Genomic DNA, 18,252 nt, shown 5'->3' on the forward strand with positions numbered 1-18,252 from the left:
GATCAGTGATGCCCGCCGCGGTAATTCTTCTCACCGGCAGTCACCCGCAAGTCCATGCGGTTTTCAGGTGGCGCCAATGGGCAGGTGGCAAACGGCGTGAAGGCACACGGCGGGTTATAGGCCTGATTGAAATCCAGCACGACCTTGCCGTCTTTAGGCAGCGCTACATCGAGAAAACGTGCCGCGCCATAGGTTTCATGACCGGAGGTACGGTCGGCAATGATGAAGAACAACGAATCGGGCCCTTCTTGGATCGGCATCAGTTCGTAGGTGTGACCATCACGCTGAAACACTGCCTTGCCCGGCACTTTTTCTTTGTTCACGGTGCCTAGCACCGAGCCAATTTCCAGTTCATGTGGCGGATCAAACGGCACCCAGTCCGCGATCACCCGCCACGATGGATCGGCCGGAAAATAATCCAGCCCGAGGAAATGAGTACGCGTGGATGCATTGCTGTCTTTCACGCGCAAGCCTTTGCGGCCATCGCGATCGATCATATAGAAATTCGCCGTGCCGAAGGCCACCGTTGTGGGCTTGGCGTCGCCAGCATGCGCATCGTCGATCAAGGCAGCCTCATGCAAGGGCTTGCCATCAATGGTTGCACCGCTGTCCTTGTCCAGCACCATGTGTGCGGCTCCGCTATTGTCTAGCGTAATCACACCTAGATGAGCAGGTCCTGCCGTCAACACGATATCGTTGTCGCTGGCGCTGCCAACGCGGTTGTTGCCTTGCTTCAACCATTCAAGCCCAATCAGGCTCAACCAGCCATTGGCTGCGGTGAGACCGGCCGCACGCCGCTGCTGCCATTGCTGGGTATCGCGCTGAAAATCGGGGTTGGATGCAACGGTATCGGCATGCACGGCGACAGCTCCAAGGCTAAGAACGACACTGGCTAAAACATGACGGAACAAGGCACACCCCCACTTGAGAGACGCATCAGTATGGACGGCCGAAGGCTAAGCCAGCCGATCAGCGACCACGCATAAACAATCGATCCAGCTCACCCAGGCTCAACTGAGTCCAGGTCGGACGGCCATGATTGCACTGGCCCGAGCGCTCCGTCGCCTCCATTTCACGCAATAGCGCGTTCATCTCGGGAGGCGTCAATCGACGACCCGCGCGCACCGAGCCATGGCAAGCCATCGTTGAAAGCAATTCATTTTCTAGCTCTTGCAGCCTGCGTGAACTGCCGTGCTGAGCCAGCTCCGCCAATACATCGCGGCATAGCTGGGCAACGTCGGCCCCTTCCAGCAAGGCGGGAATACGCCGAATCACCACACCGGAAGGGCCGCTACGCGACAACTCCAGCCCCCACTCGGCCAAAGCATCGGCATGCTCTTCTGCTGCCGCCGCCTCTTTGGCGCTCACCGAAACATTCAACGGAACCAGCAACATTTGCGAACGCAGATTGCTGCAAGCGCGGCCGGCCTTCAGTTTTTCATAAGTGATGCGCTCGTGCGCAGCATGCATATCCACCAGCACCAGGCCATGCACGTTCTCGGCAAGAATGTAGATGTTCTTGAGCTGCGCAATCGCAAAACCCAAGGGCGGCGCCTCGCCTTCGTCGGCCGGCGGTAGCGAGTCGAGGTTTCGATCACGTGGAGCCTCGCCCGACAAGGCCGCGTAACCTGCCAAAGGCTGCTCGCGCACGCCCAGATTCAAGCGGCTTTGGCTGAACTGATTTTGATTGAATCCGCCTTGATGGAACGAGCCATAAGACCCGGTCGAAGCGGCCGGCACCGAGGGCGCATACGATGCCGCCGTCGCCCCCGCAGCCATGGTCAACGCGCCATCGACCGATTGAGCCGTGGAAACCACTTGCCCGGCTCGCGTCTGCGCCAAGGCTTCGTGCAAGGTGCGAAACAGAAAATCGTGCACCAGCCGCTGTTCGCGAAAACGCACTTCATGCTTCGCCGGATGCACATTGACGTCCACACCGACGGGATCGAGCTCCAGGTACAGCACAAATACCGGATGACGACCATGGAACAGCACATCGGCGTAGGCCTGGCGCACGGCGTGCGTCACGATACGATCGCGCACTAGCCGGCCATTGACATAGAAATACTGCGAATCGGCCTGCGAGCGCGAAGCGGTAGGCAAACCCACCCAGCCGGAAAGATGCAGCCCGGCGACCGCGTGATCGATGCGCAGGCTTTGTGCCGGAAAGTCTTCGCCCAACACCTCGGCCACGCGTTGCAAGGCTGCGTGCTCATCGCGGGCAGCCTTGAGAATGCGCACGGGCTTGCCGTTGTGGCTAAGGCGAAATTCAACCGAACTGCGCGCCAAGGCCAACGATTTCAGCAAGTCGTCAATGTGCGCGAACTCGGTGCGCTCGGCGCGAAGAAATTTGCGCCGCGCCGGCACGTTGTAAAACAAATCGCGAACTTCGACGCTGCTGCCTTGTGGATGTTGGGCGGGTCGTGCCGCCTGCGCCTTACCGCCATCGACTTCGATACGAAAAGCGGCATCCTGCCCGCGTGCACGCGAGGTCAGCGCAAAACGGGCCACCGAAGACACTGAGGCCAAGGCTTCGCCACGAAAGCCCATGCTGGCGACGTGTTCCAGGTCGTCGAAACTGCCGATTTTGCTGGTGGCATGAGATGCCACGGCAAGTTGCAATTCGTCCTGCGCGATACCACCGCCATCATCACGCACACGAATCAGGCGCGAACCACCCTGCTCGATCTCGACTTCGATCCGGGTGGCACCAGCATCAAGGCTATTTTCAACCAGCTCTTTGACGACCGAAGAAGGGCGTTCGATCACCTCGCCAGCGGCGATCTGGTTGATCAGTTCGGGGGGCAGCGTACGGATAGCAGACATGCGGCAAGCTTAAAGCCTGCGTCCGCCGCAGGGAACGCCATATCGCCCGAGATCAGCAATCAGCCTGCCGGAATAGCCAGCACGGTACCTGCATGCACCGTTTCGCTACTCAGACGATTCGCTGTCTTCAACGCGCCGATGCTGACGCCGTACTGGCGCGCAATACTGCGCAGGCTCTCACCACGCGTGACACGATGCAGATCGCGTACATCCGCATCGGCCGGTGCCGATGCACTGGCAACGTTGTTGCTGGAGCCCTTGCTTGCGGCAGGCGCCGGGGATGCCTTGGTATCGGCACTATCGGACCTGTCGTTATCATCATTGCTGGCTAGCTGGACGCCGTTCCGGCGGGCGGCTTGTGCCGCAAACCAGGTGCCTTGTGGCGGGGTGGATTCGAAGTAATTCTTCACCCCGCCCATCACCGCCTCGGCAAGCCGGGACTGGTGACTGGGGTCACGCAATTTGCGCTCTTCCGCCGGATTACTGATGAAAGCCGTCTCGACCAGGATCGAGGGCACATCAGGCGAACGCAGCACCACAAAGTTGGCTCGCTCGACATAGCCACGATGGGTAGGCCCAAGATTACCCAATGCTTTCAGCACATTGCCGGCAATCGACTCGCTCGCCTGCATCGCATAACCCTGTTGCAAATCGAGCAACACGGCCGCGAGGCTGTCGTCTTTGTCATCCAGAGAAACGCCACCGATCAAGTCGGCGCGGTTTTCGCTGTCGGCCAGCCAACGCGCCGCCTCGCTGGTCTTGCCGCGTGGGGACAATACCCATACGGAGGAGCCACGAGCGTCGCCATTGGTAAACGCATCGGCGTGAATGGACACAAACATGTCCGCATTGTTCTCACGGGCAATTTGATACCGCTGTTTCAGCGGAATAAAGAAGTCGGAATCGCGCGTCAGTACCGCTTTCATACCCGGCTGACGATTGATCTGCGCCGCCAGTTCACGGGCGACCGCGAGCGTGACATTCTTCTCCAAGGTGCCACCGGGGCCATGTGCACCCTGATCCTTGCCACCGTGCCCGGCATCGATCGCGACCACGACCTTGCGCTGGCCGTTCATCAACGAGGCCGCTTGCCGGGTGGACGCCATGCCGCTCTGGCTGGCCTTGAGACTGTTCTTGGAGGCAGCCTTGCTCGGCATCGATACAGCTGGCGCTACTGGGGCCACTACCGCAGCAGCCACCGGCGCGCTGTCGTCATCCGATCCATCATTGTCCGACTTGGCGCTATCGGCTTTTGCGGCCGTGCTGGCCATTTTGGGCGTAACGCCCGCGGACGATGTGCCACCGGGGTAAACATCAAGCACCAGCCGGTAACCGGCGTCGGCCGACGGCTTGACCAGAAAACTTTTGATGTGGCTGGATGGCGCGATTTTGGCCGTGACCTGCAAACGGTCACCCTGCTTGTCGCTACTCAAACCCTTGTACAAGCCCTGGGCCGGTGGCGCGGCGAAGCTACCGAGCGTGGCGCTGCGATCCAGGCTAAGCACCACCTGGTCGCCATTTTGATCGAATTTGTAGCTGACCGGGCCGGAAACATCGAGCACCACCCGGGTGTATTCGGGACCAGCCCAGACTCTTGCCGACTTCACATCGGCCGCTTGAGACGCGCACAAGGGCACCATCGCCAAGCTAGCGAGACAGGTGTACAGACGAAGTCGAGTCGGATATCCCCTCATAAGGCGGCATTGAAGCGCAGCACTTTCCTGAATGCAAGTGCTTTTCCTTTGAATATCCATAACCTGCAAGCTATTCGTCAGGTTGTATCCAGATATAACCCGCAAGCCATGCATTCAGAAGGCCGCTTCATGGGCCCCATCTTCGACAAAAACATTAAGACCGACACATAGTTAGCGTAAATTTGAGCTTTAAGAGGTAGTTAACGCAACTTGGTGAGAATCCACTGCCCACGGGCAGAATGCCCCTGCCAAGTCGCCTGACGCCCGCTGCCGGCATAGCTCAGATCCAATTGCAGATCGGCCGCCGGCAAGGCGCCGATGCCGCGCTCCGGCCACTCCACTAAAACCAGGGCGGCCGGATCGGATAGCGCATCCAACCCCAACCACTCCAGCTCGCCCGGGTCGGCAATGCGGTACAAATCCAGATGCCAGGCCACCCGGCCTTGCATGCGATAGGACTCAACCAAGCTATAGGTCGGGCTCTTGATACGCTCGGCCACGCCCAAAGCCCTGAGCAAGGCACGAGCGAAACTGGTTTTACCGGCGCCCAACTCACCATGCAGATAGATCACCAGCCCATCCGCGGACTCGCTCAGCGCCGCAGCCAATCGCGCAGCCAAGGCCTCGGTGGCCGCTTCATCGGCGAGCTCCCAGATTTGCTCGCTCATGATCCCAGCCCTTGCGGAGGCTGACCGTTAAGAAGCTGGCGCAAGGGCAATAGCAAATCGCTGGCAATCAAGCCACGCTCTCCGGCCCGAGCAGCTTCATCGCCTGCCCGCGCATGCAAACCCACCCCAAGACAAGCCGCCTGCCAAGGGGTCAAGCCTTGAGCAAGCAGGGCTGCGACGATGCCAGTCAGTAAATCCCCCATACCACCGGAGGCCATGCCTGGATTGCCCCACGGGCAGACGGCTAGACGTCCATCCATATCAGCAATCAAACTGCCCGCGCCCTTCAACACCACCACAGCGCCGTACCGCCTTGCCAGCATACGGGCTGCCGCAAAGCGATCGATAGCGATCGCTTGAGTGGTGACGCCAAGCAGCCGTGCCGCCTCTCCCGGATGCGGCGTCAGTACCACGGGATGGGTAAAACAACGCGGCTCCAGCGCCAGCAAATTGAGTCCATCGGCGTCGAGAACCAGAGGTTTCTCACTGTCCAATGCGGTTAGCCACAAGGCATGCCCCCAGGCAGCCTGCCCCAGCCCCGGCCCTACGGCGAGCACGCTGGCGCGGCTGAGCAGGGGTGCCAGCGCCTGCGGCCCATTCACGGCGTGCGCCATCAACTCAGGGCGCGCAGCATTCAGTGCACTCAGATTCGTCAGCTGGGTAGCGACGCTGACCAAGCCAGCACCCGCACGCAGCGAAGCCTCAGCACAAAGACGTATCGCACCCGCCGTACCATGATCGCCACCGATGGCGAGCACATGACCGTTATCGCCCTTGTGCGCACTTCGCGCACGTGGCGGCAAGACTTGCACTTGCATCAGCTCGGCATCGGCCAACAAAGGTCGCCACAGCTCATCGGGCAAGCCGAGTGTATCCAGCTCTAGCCCACCCACCTGATCGGCAGCCTGCCCGGTATACAAGCCACGCTTGGCGGCGATAAAACTTACCGTCAGATCGGCGCGAATCGCTGCTCCCGGACAATACCCGGTATCCGCATTCAGCCCGGATGGAACATCCAGCGCCAATATCGGCTTGCCACTGATGTTGATGCTCTCGATCAATACCGCCACCGCAGGTTCGGGCCCACGCCCAAGCCCAGTGCCGTACAGTGCATCGACATGCACGTCGGCATCAGGCAACGGTGAATGGCCATCCCAACACCGCACAACACCGCCCGCCGCCTCATAAGCCGCACGGGCTCGCGCCGCATCGTCATGCAACTCCGCATCGAGCGCCAGCAATTCAACTTGCAGCCCGGCCTCACGCGCCAGCGCCGCCAGCAGAAAACCATCACCACCGTTGTTACCTGGCCCGCAGTACACCGCGACGCGTTTCGCCTGTGGCCATTGTCTGCGCAGACTGGATAACCCGGCCCATGCCGCGCGGCGCATCAGCTCAAAACCAGGAATGCCCAGGGTTTCGATGGCCCGGCGATCCAATGCACGTACTTGGTCGACGGTATAGAGATCGTGGCGATGAGTACTGGTGGTCATCGGGGAATTATAGGGAACGGGGAACGGGGAACGGGGAACGGGGAACGGGGAACGGGGAACGGGGAAGATCGTAAGAGCAGAAGCGCAAAAGCAAAGAAAAGCAAAAGGGGTCAAAAAGAACGTGGCGCCGCCACGCCCCTCAAACTTCAAGCTCCCCGTTCCCAAACCCCCGTTCCCCGCCCTTAAGCCTAAAATACGCCAATGACCGCTCCCCTCCCCGCAACCGACTACATCGCCCTGGCAGGCGAGATCAAACGCTGGGCGCGTGAGCTGGGGTTTGCCGATGCCGGCATCGCTGGCACTCATCTGGGCGACGACGAGCTGCATTTGCAGCGCTGGCTGGATGATGGGCATCACGGCGAAATGGAATACATGGCCCGCCATGGCAGCAAACGCAGCCGGCCTGCTGAACTGGAACCGGGGACATTACGAGTCATTTCCGTGCGCATGGACTATGTTCCGCCAGGCACCCGCAATGCCTGGGATGTGATCCATGATCCAACGGCAGGATATGTGGCGCGCTACGCGCTGGGGCGCGATTACCACAAGCTGATGCGCCATCGCCTGCAGAAACTGGCCGAGCGCATCCACGCCGCCATCGGCGACTTCGGCTATCGCGCCTATGTCGACTCGGCCCCCGTGTTGGAGAAGGCGCTCGCGCGCAATGCCGGCATGGGCTGGATCGGCAAACACACCGTACTGATCAACCGGCGAGCGGGCTCGTATTTCTTTCTTGGCGAGCTATATACCGATCTGCCGCTGCCGGCCGATGAACCGGCCAGCGCACACTGCGGCAGCTGCCGTCGTTGCATCGATATTTGTCCTACTCAAGCCATTGTTGCGCCCTACCGGCTCGATGCGCGTCGCTGCATCTCTTATCTCACCATCGAGCTGAAAGGCAGCATTCCCGAAGAGCTGCGCGCACCGATAGGCAACCGTATCTTCGGTTGCGACGACTGCCAATTGATCTGCCCATGGAACAAGTTTGCGCAAGAGGCCGTCGAGCCTGATTTCGCCCCTCGCCATAGCCTGGACGGAGCCAAGCTGGTCGAGCTATTTAGCTGGAGCGAAGAAGAATTTCTCAAGCGCACCGAAGGCATGGCTATCCGCCGTACCGGTTACCAGGGCTGGTTGCGCAATATTGCTGTCGCGCTGGGCAATGCACCGCATTCGACTGAGGTGCGCCAAGCACTGCAGGCACGCGCCGAACATGCTTCGCCGCTCGTGCGCGAACATGTCGCCTGGGCACTGACTCGACAGTCTTCGTAGATATCGCGGCTCAAGCTTTAAAGCCATACCGGATGGCGATGCCACGGGGCACAGTCAAGCCAACTCACTCGTCGTTTGACGGACTCAGATCCGCAAACGAATGAGGCCTCACGATGAAGGCCTCAATTCAGACTCATCCCTCTCCTGCAAGCAAGAGAGGCAAGAAACTCAAGCAACCATCTGCTTGGGAATGCTCCGATTGGTATGCGAGATGCGATTGTCAGCATCCACATAGACCAGAGTCGGCTGAAACTGCACGGCTTCGGCTTCGGCAAACTGAGCAAACGCCGCGATGATGATCAGGTCGCCAGGCTGCGCACGATGCGCCGCACTACCGTTGACCGAAATGATGCCGGAGCCTTCTTCGGCGCGCAGCGCATAAGTCACGAAGCGCTTGCCGTTATTGATGTTCCAGGCATGGATCTGCTCGTACTCTCGAATACCAGAGGCATCAAGCAGAATGCCGTCGATCGCGATCGAGCCTTCGTAATGCAGCTCGGCATGGGTCACCGTCGCGCGGTGGATCTTGGCCTTGAGCATGTTCAGATTCATGACGTGTTTCTTTCCAGCAGGAACGGCCTGCGCAGCTGCGCAATTATCGAGCCGACGACCTTGCACTGCAACAGCGCCGGCGATCTGGATGTGGGGCCGCTTAATCGAACAGCAAGTTGTCTATCAAGCGGGTTTGGCCGAGACGGGCGGCAATCAGCGCCACCAGGCCACCGCGCTCATCGTCGGCGGGCTCGGACAAGTCCTCGGCACGGCGAATGGCGGCGTAATCCGGGTGAAAACCGGCCTTGGTCAATTTAGCGGCGGCAACCTGCTCGATGACCCGCCAGGCATGCCCTTTCGCCATCAATTCACGCATTTGCAGCAACGTAGCGTAAATCTGCGGCGCCAAAGCCCGGTCTGCGACAGAGAGATACTGGTTGCGTGAGCTCAATGCCAAACCGTCATCGGCGCGCAGGGTCGGCGCCGCCATCACTTTCACCGGCAGCGAAAGATCACGCACCATACGCTCAATCACCTTGAGCTGCTGAAAGTCTTTCTGGCCGAATACCGCGATATCCGGCTGCACCAAACTGAACAACTTGCACACCACCGTGGCAACACCGTCGAAATGCCCTGGCCGGTGCGCCCCTTCCAGGGTCTCGGTGACCTGTGGCACGTGCAAACTCACGCTGCCTTGCGCACCGAAGGGATAAAGCGTGGCCACTTCGGGGGCGAACAGCAGATCGCAATCGTGCTCGGCCAGGCCGGCCTGATCCTGCACCAAGGTACGCGGATAGCGCTCGAAGTCCTCATTCGGCCCAAATTGGGTCGGATTGACAAAAACGCTGGCGACCACCCGGTCGGTACGCGCCCGCGCCAGCTTGATCAGCGAATGATGGCCGGCATGCAAATTGCCCATGGTCGGCACAAAACCCACCGTCTGACCTTGATTGCGCCAACCACGAATAGCGGCGCGCAGCGCCGCAGCATCTTGCACTGTTTGCATAATTTACTCAGTAAGCCTTAGAAGCAATGTTCCGGCGCCGGGAAAGCACCGCTTCGGACATCTTCGGCATAAGCCGCGATCGCCGCCGCCACAGAATCGCGTCCGGCCAGGAAATCCTTGCTGAACTTGGGCCGCTTGCCCGGCGTAATACCCAGCATGTCATGCAAAACCAGCACCTGGCCATCGCAACGCGGGCCCGCCCCGATACCAATCACTGGAATCGACAAGGCCTGCGTCACCCGTTCGCCAAGCGCGCTAGGCACCCCTTCCATGACCAGTAGCGCAGCCCCGGCAGCCTCCACCGCCAAAGCCTCCTGCAACACCCGGTCAGCGGCTTCTTGCTCGCGCCCCTGGATACGAAAACCGCCAAATTTGTGTACCGACTGCGGGGTGAGACCCAGATGGGCGCACACCGGAATGGCACGATCCGTCAATGCCTTGATGGCATCGAGAATATGTGGCGCAGCGCCTTCGATCTTCACCATTGCCGCGCCGCCCTCGCCGACCAGCCTGGCCCCCGCCTCCAAAGCGTGCGACACATCGCGATCGCTCATGAACGGAACGTCGGCAATCAGCAAGGTCGCGCTCAAACCACGGGCCACCGCTGCGGTGTGATAAACCATGTGGTCGAGCGTCACCGGCAAGGTGCTGCGATGCCCTTGCACCACCATACCTAACGAATCACCGACCAGCGCCACATCGATACCGGCCATTTCCAGCTGCCAGGCGAAACTGGTGTCGTAGGCCGTTAGCACGACGATCTGACGCCCATCAGCTTTCATGGCGCGCAGCCCCGGCACGGTTACCGGCTTGCGGACGGACACATTAGGGTTTTGCACGTACACGGCGTGTTCCTACGTTAAGAAAGAAGCGTAAGCGCTCGATTATCCGGCGCGTGACCGCCATAGCTCAAGGCAAAGCTGCTCAAGGCAAGACTTCGCAATCGGTCGGGTCCAATCCGGCAAGTAATTGATCTACTCGTCCTTGCCCGGGCAGCAGCAGCTGCGGTGCCAAATCGTGCAATGGAAGCAAAACAAAAACGCGCTCGGCGATGCGCGGATGCGGCAAGGTCAGGCGCTCGTCATCGAGCTGCACACCGTCCATATGCAGCAAGTCCAGATCCAAGGTCCGCGGCCCCCATCGCACACCCTCGCGAATGCGTCCTGCCGCGTGCTCGACGGCAAGCATCGCGTCGAGCAGCTCATGCGGCGACAGCATGGTATCCAGCAACACAGCGGCATTCACAAAGGGCGGCTGTTCCAGATGCCCCCATGGCGGTGTGCGATAAAGCCGCGAGCTAGCCACTAGCCGGGTACCCGGCAACGCGGCAAGCCTGTTCATCGCATCAAGCAATTGCTGACGCGAATCCCCAAGATTGCTTCCTAACGCCACATAAGCTTGCGTCACGTGGCGTCCGGCTTGCCATTGCTTTTACGCCGGCGCCGACGCTTACGTGGCTTGCCTGCCGCAGTGGTACTTGCCGCCACCGGCTCCGCGCCGACATCAGCCACACCAGACAAGGCTGCGGCCAAGGTTTCATGCGGCAGTTTCTGCGCATGCGACCACCATTGCCCCAGTTCGTGCATGGCAGACGACTCGGCCCCACGCAGCAGCAGGAAATCGAACGCCGCACGAAAACGCGGATGCGCCATCAAACGGAAAACCCGCTTGCGCTGCACTTGCTCGAAGCGCGGCTGCAATGACCAGATCTCTTCCATCGTAAAAGTAAAGCGGCGCGGAATAGCCACGCGCTGACACTGCTCGGCTACAACATGTGCGGCCGCACGATCCCATGCGTCGTTGCTATCAATGCCCTTGACCATCCAGGCATGTGCCTGATCGCGCACCTCACCCCACAGCAACACCGCAAACAAAAAGGCCGGCGTGACCGATTTGCCTTCGGCACTGCGCGCATCGGTATTGGCTAGGCCTTGCTCGATCAAGGAGCGCAACGCTTCATCGCCACGCTTGAGTGCACGAGCGGTTGCCGGAAACATGAATTTCAGCAGGCCGCATTGCTCCAGCATGCGAAAACTCTTCAGCCCATGGCCGCCGAGAAACATCTTCAGCGATTCGTCGAACAACCGGGCCGGAGCAGCATCGGCAAGCAACGGCCCCAGCTCTTCAAAAGGCGCCGCTGCGGCCGTGTCGATACGAAAATTGAGCTTGGCCGCCAAACGAGCCGCGCGCAGCATGCGTACGGGATCTTCACGGTAACGCGTGACCGGATCGCCGATCAGACGCAGCACGTGATCTTGTACGTCCTGCATGCCGCCAACGTAGTCGCGCACCGAGAAATCGCTGATGTCGTAATACAAGGCATTGACACGGAAATCGCGGCGAACGGCGTCCTCTTCGATGGTGCCCCAGACGTTGTCGCGCACAATCCGGCCATCGACCATATGCCGATCGCCTTCACCACCCTCCTCACCGGTGCCGCGAAAAGTCGCCACCTCGATGATCTCTGGCCCGTACACGACATGGGCCAGCCGAAAACGGCGCCCGATCAGCCGGCAATTACGGAACAGCTTCTTGACCTCGTCCGGCGTGGCATTGGTTGCCACGTCGAAGTCTTTCGGGTGACCGCTAAGCAATAGGTCGCGCACGGCGCCACCGACCAGATAGGCCGCATAACCCGCTTCGTGCAAGCGATACAGCACGCGCAATGCGGCCTTACTGATGTTTTTGCGCGAAATGACATGCTGCTCACGCGGAATGATGCGTAACGCGGGCGTGGCGTCGTTCCTTGATTTGAGGTTCAAACGAAGTGGATCCTTGCAGCCAAAGTTGCCCTCTGGGCGGCCATGGGTGGTTTTCATGCCGCATTCCGATACAGCCATTGCATCGGCTAGGCCGGCAGCACTTTAGCCTTGGACGGCATGACATGAAACACTTGGCATGAAACAAGCCGCAGGCATTGCCGGACGAAACGATTTCGTTATACTAGCGCGCTCCGGTGCATTTCGCTCCCTTCGTCTAGCGGCCTAGGACACCGCCCTCTCAAGGCGGGAACACGAGTTCGAACCTCGTAGGGAGCGCCACTTCCGGCCTGGCACGGGCCCGGTATTTCAGCACAAGCCCAGAAATTATGACCTTTGTCGTTACCGACAACTGCATCAAGTGCAAATACACCGACTGCGTTGAAGTCTGTCCCGTGGATGCCTTTCACGAAGGCCCCAACTTTCTGGTCATCGATCCGGATGAGTGCATTGACTGCACCTTATGCGAACCGGAATGCCCGATCAACGCGATCTACCCGGAAGACGACGTACCAGCCGGCCAGGAAGGCTTTGTCGCCTTGAACGCCGAGCTGGCGAAAGACTGGCCGGTCATTACCGAGCGTAAAGACGGACTGCCCGACGCAAAAGATTGGGAAAACAAACCCGGCAAGCTCGATCAGCTCAAGCGCTGAACAAGGTATTCGGCTACCCGGCACTTCTAGCAAGCCGGCGCCCATAAAAAACGCCGCCCAAACAGGCGGCGTTTTTGTGTGCATCATCTTAAGGCTGCAATAGCCCCGGCTGATCGCAACAGCTTGCGATCAGCGACCGCTCAGCCGTGACTTGAGCGTATCGACCACCTTGGCCACGGCACCGGCGTCGCCCTGCGCGCGCACTTCGCTGGCGCTCTGACCACTGGTCCCAACGCTGACCTGCACTTGATGCGGGGTGGCGCCAGGAGCCGGAGCCCCTTCTTTCTTGCTACCGAAGAGACGGCCAAAAAAGCCCGGCTTGGCGACCGGCGCATCCGAGGCGATCACATTCAAGGTGTACGAATGTGCCGCATCATCATGCGAAATCACCGAGCCGATATCGCCCTGCTCGAAGGCCTGGCCAACGCGGCGATACGTCTCGTCAACGCTACCCGACAACACGAAGCCGTCAGCAATCACGCCACCGCCCTTGCCTGCACGGGACGTCGCGCCATTGGCGGTCGGGCTGTTGGCGCCCGGCTCCGGAATCACCAGGGCCGCACTGGTCGAGGGGGTGTCCAGACCCGGCGGGATCTCCAGCGGAGACTCCTGCTTGGCGGCTTCCCACGCCTTATGCGAGCGAAACATGCCGCAACCAGACAGCAGCAAGGCGGATAGGGCCAGAGCCGGCAAGGCTACGACGAGCGGGGATTTCTTCATGAAGTCGGGTTCCGTAACTCAGAGTTATAAGGCGGTGGGTCAGGCAGCATCTGCCAAGGATGCCAGACCTGCCAGCGCCTCGCGTATGCGTGCACGGTCAGGGCCGTCTTCCAGTTCAATCAAGGGTAAGCGTGGCACGGCGGAACCCAGCCCCAATTCAGGCAGGCCGGCTTTCACCGCAATCGGATTCGGTGCGCAATTAAGCGCGTGCACCAAGGGCTCCAACGACGCATCGTAACGTTCAGCAGCCTGCCGGTCACCCTGCGTGGCCGCATCGCAAAGCATACGAAACGCTTTGGGCGCCAAGTTTGCCACTACCGAAATGGTACCGGCGGCGCCCGCCAGCATAGCTTTACGGGCGGTACCATCGTCACCGGACAAGTAGACGAAATTCGGGCCGACAAGTTCCGCCGTTGCACGAATTCGCTCGTCGCTGCTCGCCGCCTCTTTAATACCGATGATGCCGGGGTGGCCGCACAGACTGGCTACCGTCTCGGGCAACAGGTCACAGGCGGTACGGCTGGGCACGTTATAAAGAAGCACTGGCAAGCCACCGTGCTCAGCGACCTCGATGAAATGGCGGCGCATCCCCTCTTGGGTCGGCCGTACGTAATACGGGGCGACGACCAGGGCCGCATCGGCACCAAGAGCCTTGGCATGGCGAGTCAGCGCTACCGTCTTGGCCGTAGCCGCCTCGCCGGTACCGGCAATAACGGGAACACGGCCAGCTACGCGCTCTACCGCAAAAGCCAGCAGGCGACTGTACTCGTCATGCTCCAGCATGTGCGCTTCACCGGTGGATCCAGCCACCACCACGGCCTCGGTGCCGTTTTCGAGCTGAAAATCAAGCAACCGGCCGAACGCTACAAGATCAAGTGCGCCATCCGCGGCAAATGGGGTGACCAATGCGCAGATGCTTCCGCGAATATTCAAGGCTTACTCCGCCAAAATCCAAGCTGGCCATGTTACTTGCGGCCTCACCGGGGCGGCAAGTAAGCTGGCTGAACGTCCCCCGCCACTTCCGTGCCGCGAGGGATTTGCCATAGGTAGATCCCCTTTGAACCGTTCTTCTGCGCGTGCCGGCACCGACAATCAACTGCTTATCCAGACGTTGACTCCGGCGTCGCGCGCGCCGCTACAGGCATTGGCCCGGCGCATTACCGATGCGGGCTGCAATCTGGCGGACGCCAGGGTGGCCACGATCGGCACCGATACCTCACTGACTTTGCTGGCCACGGGTGCCTGGGACGCCGTGGCCAAGCTGGAAACCGCGTTGACCAAACTGGCCCGCGACGAGGACCTGCGGCTGGTGCATTACCGCACCGGCCCGCGCGAGCGCGAACAGGATTCCCACCTGCTGCCCTACCTGATCGAGGTCATTTCGGCCGATCGCCCGGGCATCCTGGTGAAAATCGTGGATTTCTTCGATCGACACCGCATCAGCGTCGAACAATTGAGTTCCATGCGCTACCAGGCCATGCAGACCGGCGCGGCCATGTTCCAGGCACAGTTCACCATCGGCATCCCGGCCGAGACCCATATCGCTGCATTGCGAGACGATTTCCTCGAATTCTGCGATGGACTGAACCTCGACGCCATCATGGATCCTGTCAAGTTCTGAAACTGCCTGACTGAAAACATCACGCGGGGGCTGTTATCCGTCGCGGCAAGCGCTAGTCTTTGCCCCAGAGACCTTCGAGGGGCGTGCATGCAACGAGCGTATCGAGCCACACCGATCGCACTGAGCACGCCTTACTCCGACGCGCCGGCCAACGGCGTCAGCCATCCCTTCAAATCAGCCATCAGCCGAAGCCACTCGTGGCCTCGCCGGAGAAACCATGCCTGAAGTCGTCAAGAATGTTATCGGCAAGAAAGCCCCCAAGCTCAAAGGGATCACTGGCGACGGCACTGAACTCAAGCTCGACAGCCTGAAAGGTCAATGGGTCGTGGTGTATTTCTACCCCAAGGACAGCACCCCCGGCTGCACTACCGAGGCAAAAGATTTCCGCGATCTTTACGCCGATTTTCACCAGCGCAACGCCGAAGTTATCGGGGTTTCGCGCGATTCAGCCAAATCCCACGCCAATTTCGCGACCAAGCAAGAACTACCCTTTCCGCTCATTTCCGACACCGATGAAGCCTGGTGCCAGGCCTTTGATGTGATCCATGAAAAGGTGCTGTATGGAAAACGTCACATGGGTGTCGTACGAAGTACCTTCCTCATCGATCCCGATGGCCGATTGGCACAAGAATGGAGAAACGTAAAAGTTTCAGGTCACGCTCAAGCTGTATTGGACGCTATCCCGGCAACGTGAAACGTGCCTATCCCGCTCGATGCATCTCTAGTTTGTTCGTCAATCCGGCGCGCCCTCGGCAAGCCGGTGTCGATGATTGGCAGCACCCCGGCATCCACCGCCGGAAACCCACGGCAACCCGCGTGCCGCGTTGTATTCACCTCATGACCAGCGAGGTTCCTTCCGTATGACCGGAAGCAAACGCATTTACGCTCTCGATACCAACGTCTTGCTGCACGACCCCACCTCGCTTTTTCGCTTTGAAGAGCACGACGTCTTCATTCCGATGACGGTGCTGGAGGAGCTCGATGAAAAGAAGAAAGGCGCCTCCGAAGTCTCACGCAACGGCCGCCAGGTCAGCCGCTTTCTCAACGAACTGATTGAGCGCGGCAACGGCCACGGCATCAGCAATGGCTTGGACCTGACTAGCCCACAAGGCATCAATCTCAAACGCGGCGCCGCCGTAGGCCGGCTGTACTTTCAGCAGCGCACCACCAACGGCCACGGCAAGGCAGACAATTTGATCCTGTCTTCCGTGATCGAGCTGCGTGATCAGAATCCAGGTCGCGCGGTCATCCTGGTAACCAAAGATATCAATCTACGGATCAAGGCGAAGATCTACGGCATCGATGCCGAGGATTACGAAAACGATCGCGCCCTGGACGACTTCTCCCTGCTCTACACCGGCTCCACCGAATTGCCGGAGACCTTCTGGGACCGCCACCCCGAAGTGCAGTCATGGAACGAGCGCGGCCGCACGTTCTATAAGGTGGATCGACACGATGACGAAGACTGGTACGTCAATCAGTGCCTGTACCTGCCGGGTGAAAGCAGTATCGAATTGCGCGTGCTGCATGTTGACGACGTCAAGGCCACGCTGGTCTTGCTGGACGACCACAGCCATGCCAATCACAGCGTCTGGGGCATTGCCGCCCGTAACCGCGAGCAAAACTTTGCGCTCAATGTGTTGATGGATCCTGACGTTGATTTCGTCACCTTGCTGGGCACCGCGGGTACCGGCAAAACCCTGCTTGCACTCGCAGCTGGCCTGGCCCAGGTAATGGATCAGCAGCGCTACCGTGAAATCATCATGACCCGCGCCACGGTATCGGTAGGCGAAGACATCGGCTTCCTGCCCGGCACCGAGGAAGAGAAAATGACCCCCTGGATGGGCGCGCTCACCGACAACCTCGAAGTGCTGGCCAATCCGGTGGAAGGTGGCAGCTGGGGTCGCCAGGCTACCAATGATTTACTGGCCTCTCGCATCAAGATCCGCGCACTCAATTTCATGCGCGGCCGCACCTTCTTGTCGCGTTACCTCATTATCGACGAGGCACAAAACCTCACCCCGAAACAGATGAAAACCCTGATCACCCGGGCCGGCCCCGGCACCAAGATCGTCTGCCTCGGCAACGTCGAGCAAATCGATACGCCTTATCTGACGGAAACCACCTCGGGCCTCACCTACGCCGTCGATCGATTCAAGCACTGGGAGCACTCGGCGCACATCACCTTGCGGCGCGGTGAGCGTTCTCGCTTGGCGGATTTCGCGTCCGAGGCGCTTTGATCTGCAGGGTAATGACCAGCCAGACGATGCCATCTCATGTCGTTCCACCGACTGCCCTCACCATCGCCGGATCCGATTCCGGCGGTGGTGCGGGAATCCAGGCTGACCTGAAAACCTTTCATGCGCGTGGCGTACACGGACTCTCGGTGATTACCGCGATCACCTCGCAAAACACTCGCGAGGTGACCGCGGTGCATGCCGTACCGCTTACGCATATTCGTAGCCAGATCGCCGCGATCTTCGATGACTTTCCTATTGCCGCCGCCAAAACCGGCATGCTTGGCAATGCAGCAACCGTTCGCTTGATCGCTCGCGACCTACATCGCCGCAAGCCGGCGTGGCTGGTGGTCGACCCGGTGATGATCGCCACCAGCGGCGCACGCCTGCTGACCACCGATGCCGTCGACGCGATGATTTACCAACTGCTGCCACTTGCCGACATCGTCACGCCGAACATACCGGAGGCCGAAGCCTTGCTTGGCCGATCGATTCACAGCGCGAAGGAATTTGACCAGGCCGGCGAGGCTATGCGTGCGCTCGGTCCTCGTGCCGTCTTGCTAAAAGGCGGTCATGCCGAAGGCCATGTCGTGGTGGATCGTTTCTACGACGAGCGCGGCATGCTTGAACTGCGTCATCCGCGCCTGCAGCGAGAGGGGCACGGCACCGGCTGCACCCTTGCTTCGGCCATCACCGCCGAGCTGGCCAAAGGTCACACTCCGCGTACCGCCGTCCGTCGCGCGATTGCTTACGTGCATCGTGCTTTGACTCGCAGTTATCGACCCGGCGGCGGCCCTGCGCATGTGCTTCAACA

18 protein-coding genes and 1 tRNA gene are annotated in these 18,252 nt (G+C 60.1%); 7 read left to right on the forward strand and 12 right to left on the reverse strand.

Translation table 11 applies throughout. The features are described from left to right. Positions 1–2: 2 nt before the first annotated feature. From OUZ52_RS02010 to OUZ52_RS02030, 5 genes are all read right to left on the reverse strand, one after another. Complete coding sequence (locus tag OUZ52_RS02010; RefSeq protein WP_266156632.1) at positions 3–860, reverse strand: DUF1684 domain-containing protein; 858 nt, start codon at positions 858–860, stop codon at positions 3–5. Between the two features lie 109 nt (positions 861–969). Continuing rightward, positions 970–2,826: a DNA mismatch repair endonuclease MutL gene (gene mutL / locus OUZ52_RS02015; RefSeq protein ID WP_266156633.1), complete on the reverse strand. Its 1,857-nt coding sequence runs from the start codon at positions 2,824–2,826 to the stop codon at positions 970–972. A gap of 59 nt (positions 2,827–2,885) precedes the next feature. After that, the gene (locus OUZ52_RS02020; RefSeq protein WP_266156634.1) at positions 2,886–4,520 is read right to left on the reverse strand and encodes an N-acetylmuramoyl-L-alanine amidase; all 1,635 of its coding nucleotides are present in this window, start codon (positions 4,518–4,520) and stop codon (positions 2,886–2,888) included. A gap of 200 nt (positions 4,521–4,720) precedes the next feature. Next, the gene (gene tsaE, locus OUZ52_RS02025) at positions 4,721–5,188 is read right to left on the reverse strand and encodes a tRNA (adenosine(37)-N6)-threonylcarbamoyltransferase complex ATPase subunit type 1 TsaE (RefSeq protein ID WP_266156635.1); all 468 of its coding nucleotides are present in this window, start codon (positions 5,186–5,188) and stop codon (positions 4,721–4,723) included. Beyond that, positions 5,185–6,681: an NAD(P)H-hydrate dehydratase gene (locus OUZ52_RS02030; RefSeq protein WP_266156636.1), complete on the reverse strand. Its 1,497-nt coding sequence runs from the start codon at positions 6,679–6,681 to the stop codon at positions 5,185–5,187. Before OUZ52_RS02030 ends, tsaE begins: the two co-directional genes overlap by 4 nt. 201 nt (positions 6,682–6,882) lie before the next feature. On the opposite strand from OUZ52_RS02030, the gene queG reads away from it, so the two are divergent. Next, positions 6,883–7,950 carry a tRNA epoxyqueuosine(34) reductase QueG gene (queG, locus tag OUZ52_RS02035; protein WP_266156637.1) on the forward strand — a complete coding sequence of 356 codons (1,068 nt, stop codon included), beginning with the start codon at positions 6,883–6,885 and terminating at the stop codon, positions 7,948–7,950. 168 nt (positions 7,951–8,118) lie between these two features. Here queG and panD read toward each other — a convergent pair whose 3' ends face one another. The 5 genes from panD to pcnB form a co-directional block, all read right to left on the reverse strand. Continuing rightward, positions 8,119–8,502, reverse strand: coding sequence for an aspartate 1-decarboxylase (gene panD / locus OUZ52_RS02040; protein ID WP_266156638.1), 384 nt, complete (start codon positions 8,500–8,502; stop codon positions 8,119–8,121). 100 nt (positions 8,503–8,602) lie between these two features. Next, the gene (panC, locus tag OUZ52_RS02045; protein WP_266156639.1) at positions 8,603–9,448 is read right to left on the reverse strand and encodes a pantoate--beta-alanine ligase; all 846 of its coding nucleotides are present in this window, start codon (positions 9,446–9,448) and stop codon (positions 8,603–8,605) included. Between the two features lie 17 nt (positions 9,449–9,465). After that, complete coding sequence (panB, locus tag OUZ52_RS02050) at positions 9,466–10,293, reverse strand: 3-methyl-2-oxobutanoate hydroxymethyltransferase (protein ID WP_266156640.1); 828 nt, start codon at positions 10,291–10,293, stop codon at positions 9,466–9,468. 79 nt (positions 10,294–10,372) lie between these two features. Beyond that, positions 10,373–10,855, reverse strand: a complete 483-nt coding sequence (gene folK, locus OUZ52_RS02055; RefSeq protein ID WP_266156641.1) for a 2-amino-4-hydroxy-6-hydroxymethyldihydropteridine diphosphokinase — start codon at positions 10,853–10,855, stop codon at positions 10,373–10,375. Beyond that, positions 10,852–12,210 carry a polynucleotide adenylyltransferase PcnB gene (gene pcnB, locus OUZ52_RS02060; protein WP_266156650.1) on the reverse strand — a complete coding sequence of 453 codons (1,359 nt, stop codon included), beginning with the start codon at positions 12,208–12,210 and terminating at the stop codon, positions 10,852–10,854. The genes folK and pcnB overlap by 4 nt, the downstream gene beginning before the upstream one ends. A 203-nt stretch (positions 12,211–12,413) precedes the next feature. On the opposite strand from pcnB, the gene OUZ52_RS02065 reads away from it, so the two are divergent. Both OUZ52_RS02065 and fdxA read left to right on the forward strand, forming a co-directional pair. Then, positions 12,414–12,489 (forward strand) — tRNA-Glu (locus tag OUZ52_RS02065). A 47-nt stretch (positions 12,490–12,536) separates the two neighbouring features. Then, positions 12,537–12,860, forward strand: a complete 324-nt coding sequence (fdxA, locus tag OUZ52_RS02070; protein ID WP_266156642.1) for a ferredoxin FdxA — start codon at positions 12,537–12,539, stop codon at positions 12,858–12,860. Between the two features lie 129 nt (positions 12,861–12,989). Here the strand turns inward: fdxA and OUZ52_RS02075 are convergent, their stop codons facing one another. Both OUZ52_RS02075 and dapA read right to left on the reverse strand, forming a co-directional pair. Next, complete coding sequence (locus OUZ52_RS02075; protein WP_266156643.1) at positions 12,990–13,580, reverse strand: hypothetical protein; 591 nt, start codon at positions 13,578–13,580, stop codon at positions 12,990–12,992. Between the two features lie 39 nt (positions 13,581–13,619). Beyond that, positions 13,620–14,513, reverse strand: a complete 894-nt coding sequence (gene dapA / locus OUZ52_RS02080) for a 4-hydroxy-tetrahydrodipicolinate synthase (protein ID WP_266156644.1) — start codon at positions 14,511–14,513, stop codon at positions 13,620–13,622. A gap of 109 nt (positions 14,514–14,622) precedes the next feature. Between dapA and OUZ52_RS02085 the strand changes: the two genes are divergently transcribed. The 4 genes from OUZ52_RS02085 to thiD all read left to right on the forward strand — a co-directional run. Continuing rightward, positions 14,623–15,201, forward strand: a complete 579-nt coding sequence (locus OUZ52_RS02085) for a glycine cleavage system transcriptional repressor (protein WP_266156651.1) — start codon at positions 14,623–14,625, stop codon at positions 15,199–15,201. Between the two features lie 217 nt (positions 15,202–15,418). Continuing rightward, a complete protein-coding gene (locus OUZ52_RS02090) occupies positions 15,419–15,895 on the forward strand; it encodes a peroxiredoxin (RefSeq protein WP_266156645.1) in 477 nt (158 codons plus the stop codon). 166 nt (positions 15,896–16,061) lie between these two features. Beyond that, a complete protein-coding gene (locus tag OUZ52_RS02095; protein ID WP_266156646.1) occupies positions 16,062–17,441 on the forward strand; it encodes a PhoH family protein in 1,380 nt (459 codons plus the stop codon). A gap of 11 nt (positions 17,442–17,452) precedes the next feature. Continuing rightward, the coding region (thiD, locus tag OUZ52_RS02100) for a bifunctional hydroxymethylpyrimidine kinase/phosphomethylpyrimidine kinase (RefSeq protein ID WP_266156647.1) at positions 17,453–18,252 on the forward strand (800 nt) is incomplete at its 3' end.

Source organism: Dyella silvatica, assembly GCF_026283955.1.
GTDB lineage: Bacteria > Pseudomonadota > Gammaproteobacteria > Xanthomonadales > Rhodanobacteraceae > Dyella_C > Dyella_C silvatica.

Bases quoted from the DNA above. Each gene is read 5' to 3' on its own strand.
- OUZ52_RS02095 (WP_266156646.1), top strand. From the start codon at position 16,062: ATGACCGGAAGCAAACGCATTTACGCTCTCGATACCAACGTCTTGCTG.
- fdxA (WP_266156642.1), top strand. From the start codon at position 12,537: ATGACCTTTGTCGTTACCGACAACTGCATCAAGTGCAAATACACCGAC.
- mutL (WP_266156633.1), bottom strand. From the start codon at position 2,826: ATGTCTGCTATCCGTACGCTGCCCCCCGAACTGATCAACCAGATCGCC.
- panD (WP_266156638.1), bottom strand. From the start codon at position 8,502: ATGAATCTGAACATGCTCAAGGCCAAGATCCACCGCGCGACGGTGACC.
- panC (WP_266156639.1), bottom strand. From the start codon at position 9,448: ATGCAAACAGTGCAAGATGCTGCGGCGCTGCGCGCCGCTATTCGTGGT.
- OUZ52_RS02090 (WP_266156645.1), top strand. From the start codon at position 15,419: ATGCCTGAAGTCGTCAAGAATGTTATCGGCAAGAAAGCCCCCAAGCTC.
- OUZ52_RS02075 (WP_266156643.1), bottom strand. From the start codon at position 13,580: ATGAAGAAATCCCCGCTCGTCGTAGCCTTGCCGGCTCTGGCCCTATCC.
- queG (WP_266156637.1), top strand. From the start codon at position 6,883: ATGACCGCTCCCCTCCCCGCAACCGACTACATCGCCCTGGCAGGCGAG.
- tsaE (WP_266156635.1), bottom strand. From the start codon at position 5,188: ATGAGCGAGCAAATCTGGGAGCTCGCCGATGAAGCGGCCACCGAGGCC.
- OUZ52_RS02020 (WP_266156634.1), bottom strand. From the start codon at position 4,520: ATGAGGGGATATCCGACTCGACTTCGTCTGTACACCTGTCTCGCTAGC.
- OUZ52_RS02030 (WP_266156636.1), bottom strand. From the start codon at position 6,681: ATGACCACCAGTACTCATCGCCACGATCTCTATACCGTCGACCAAGTA.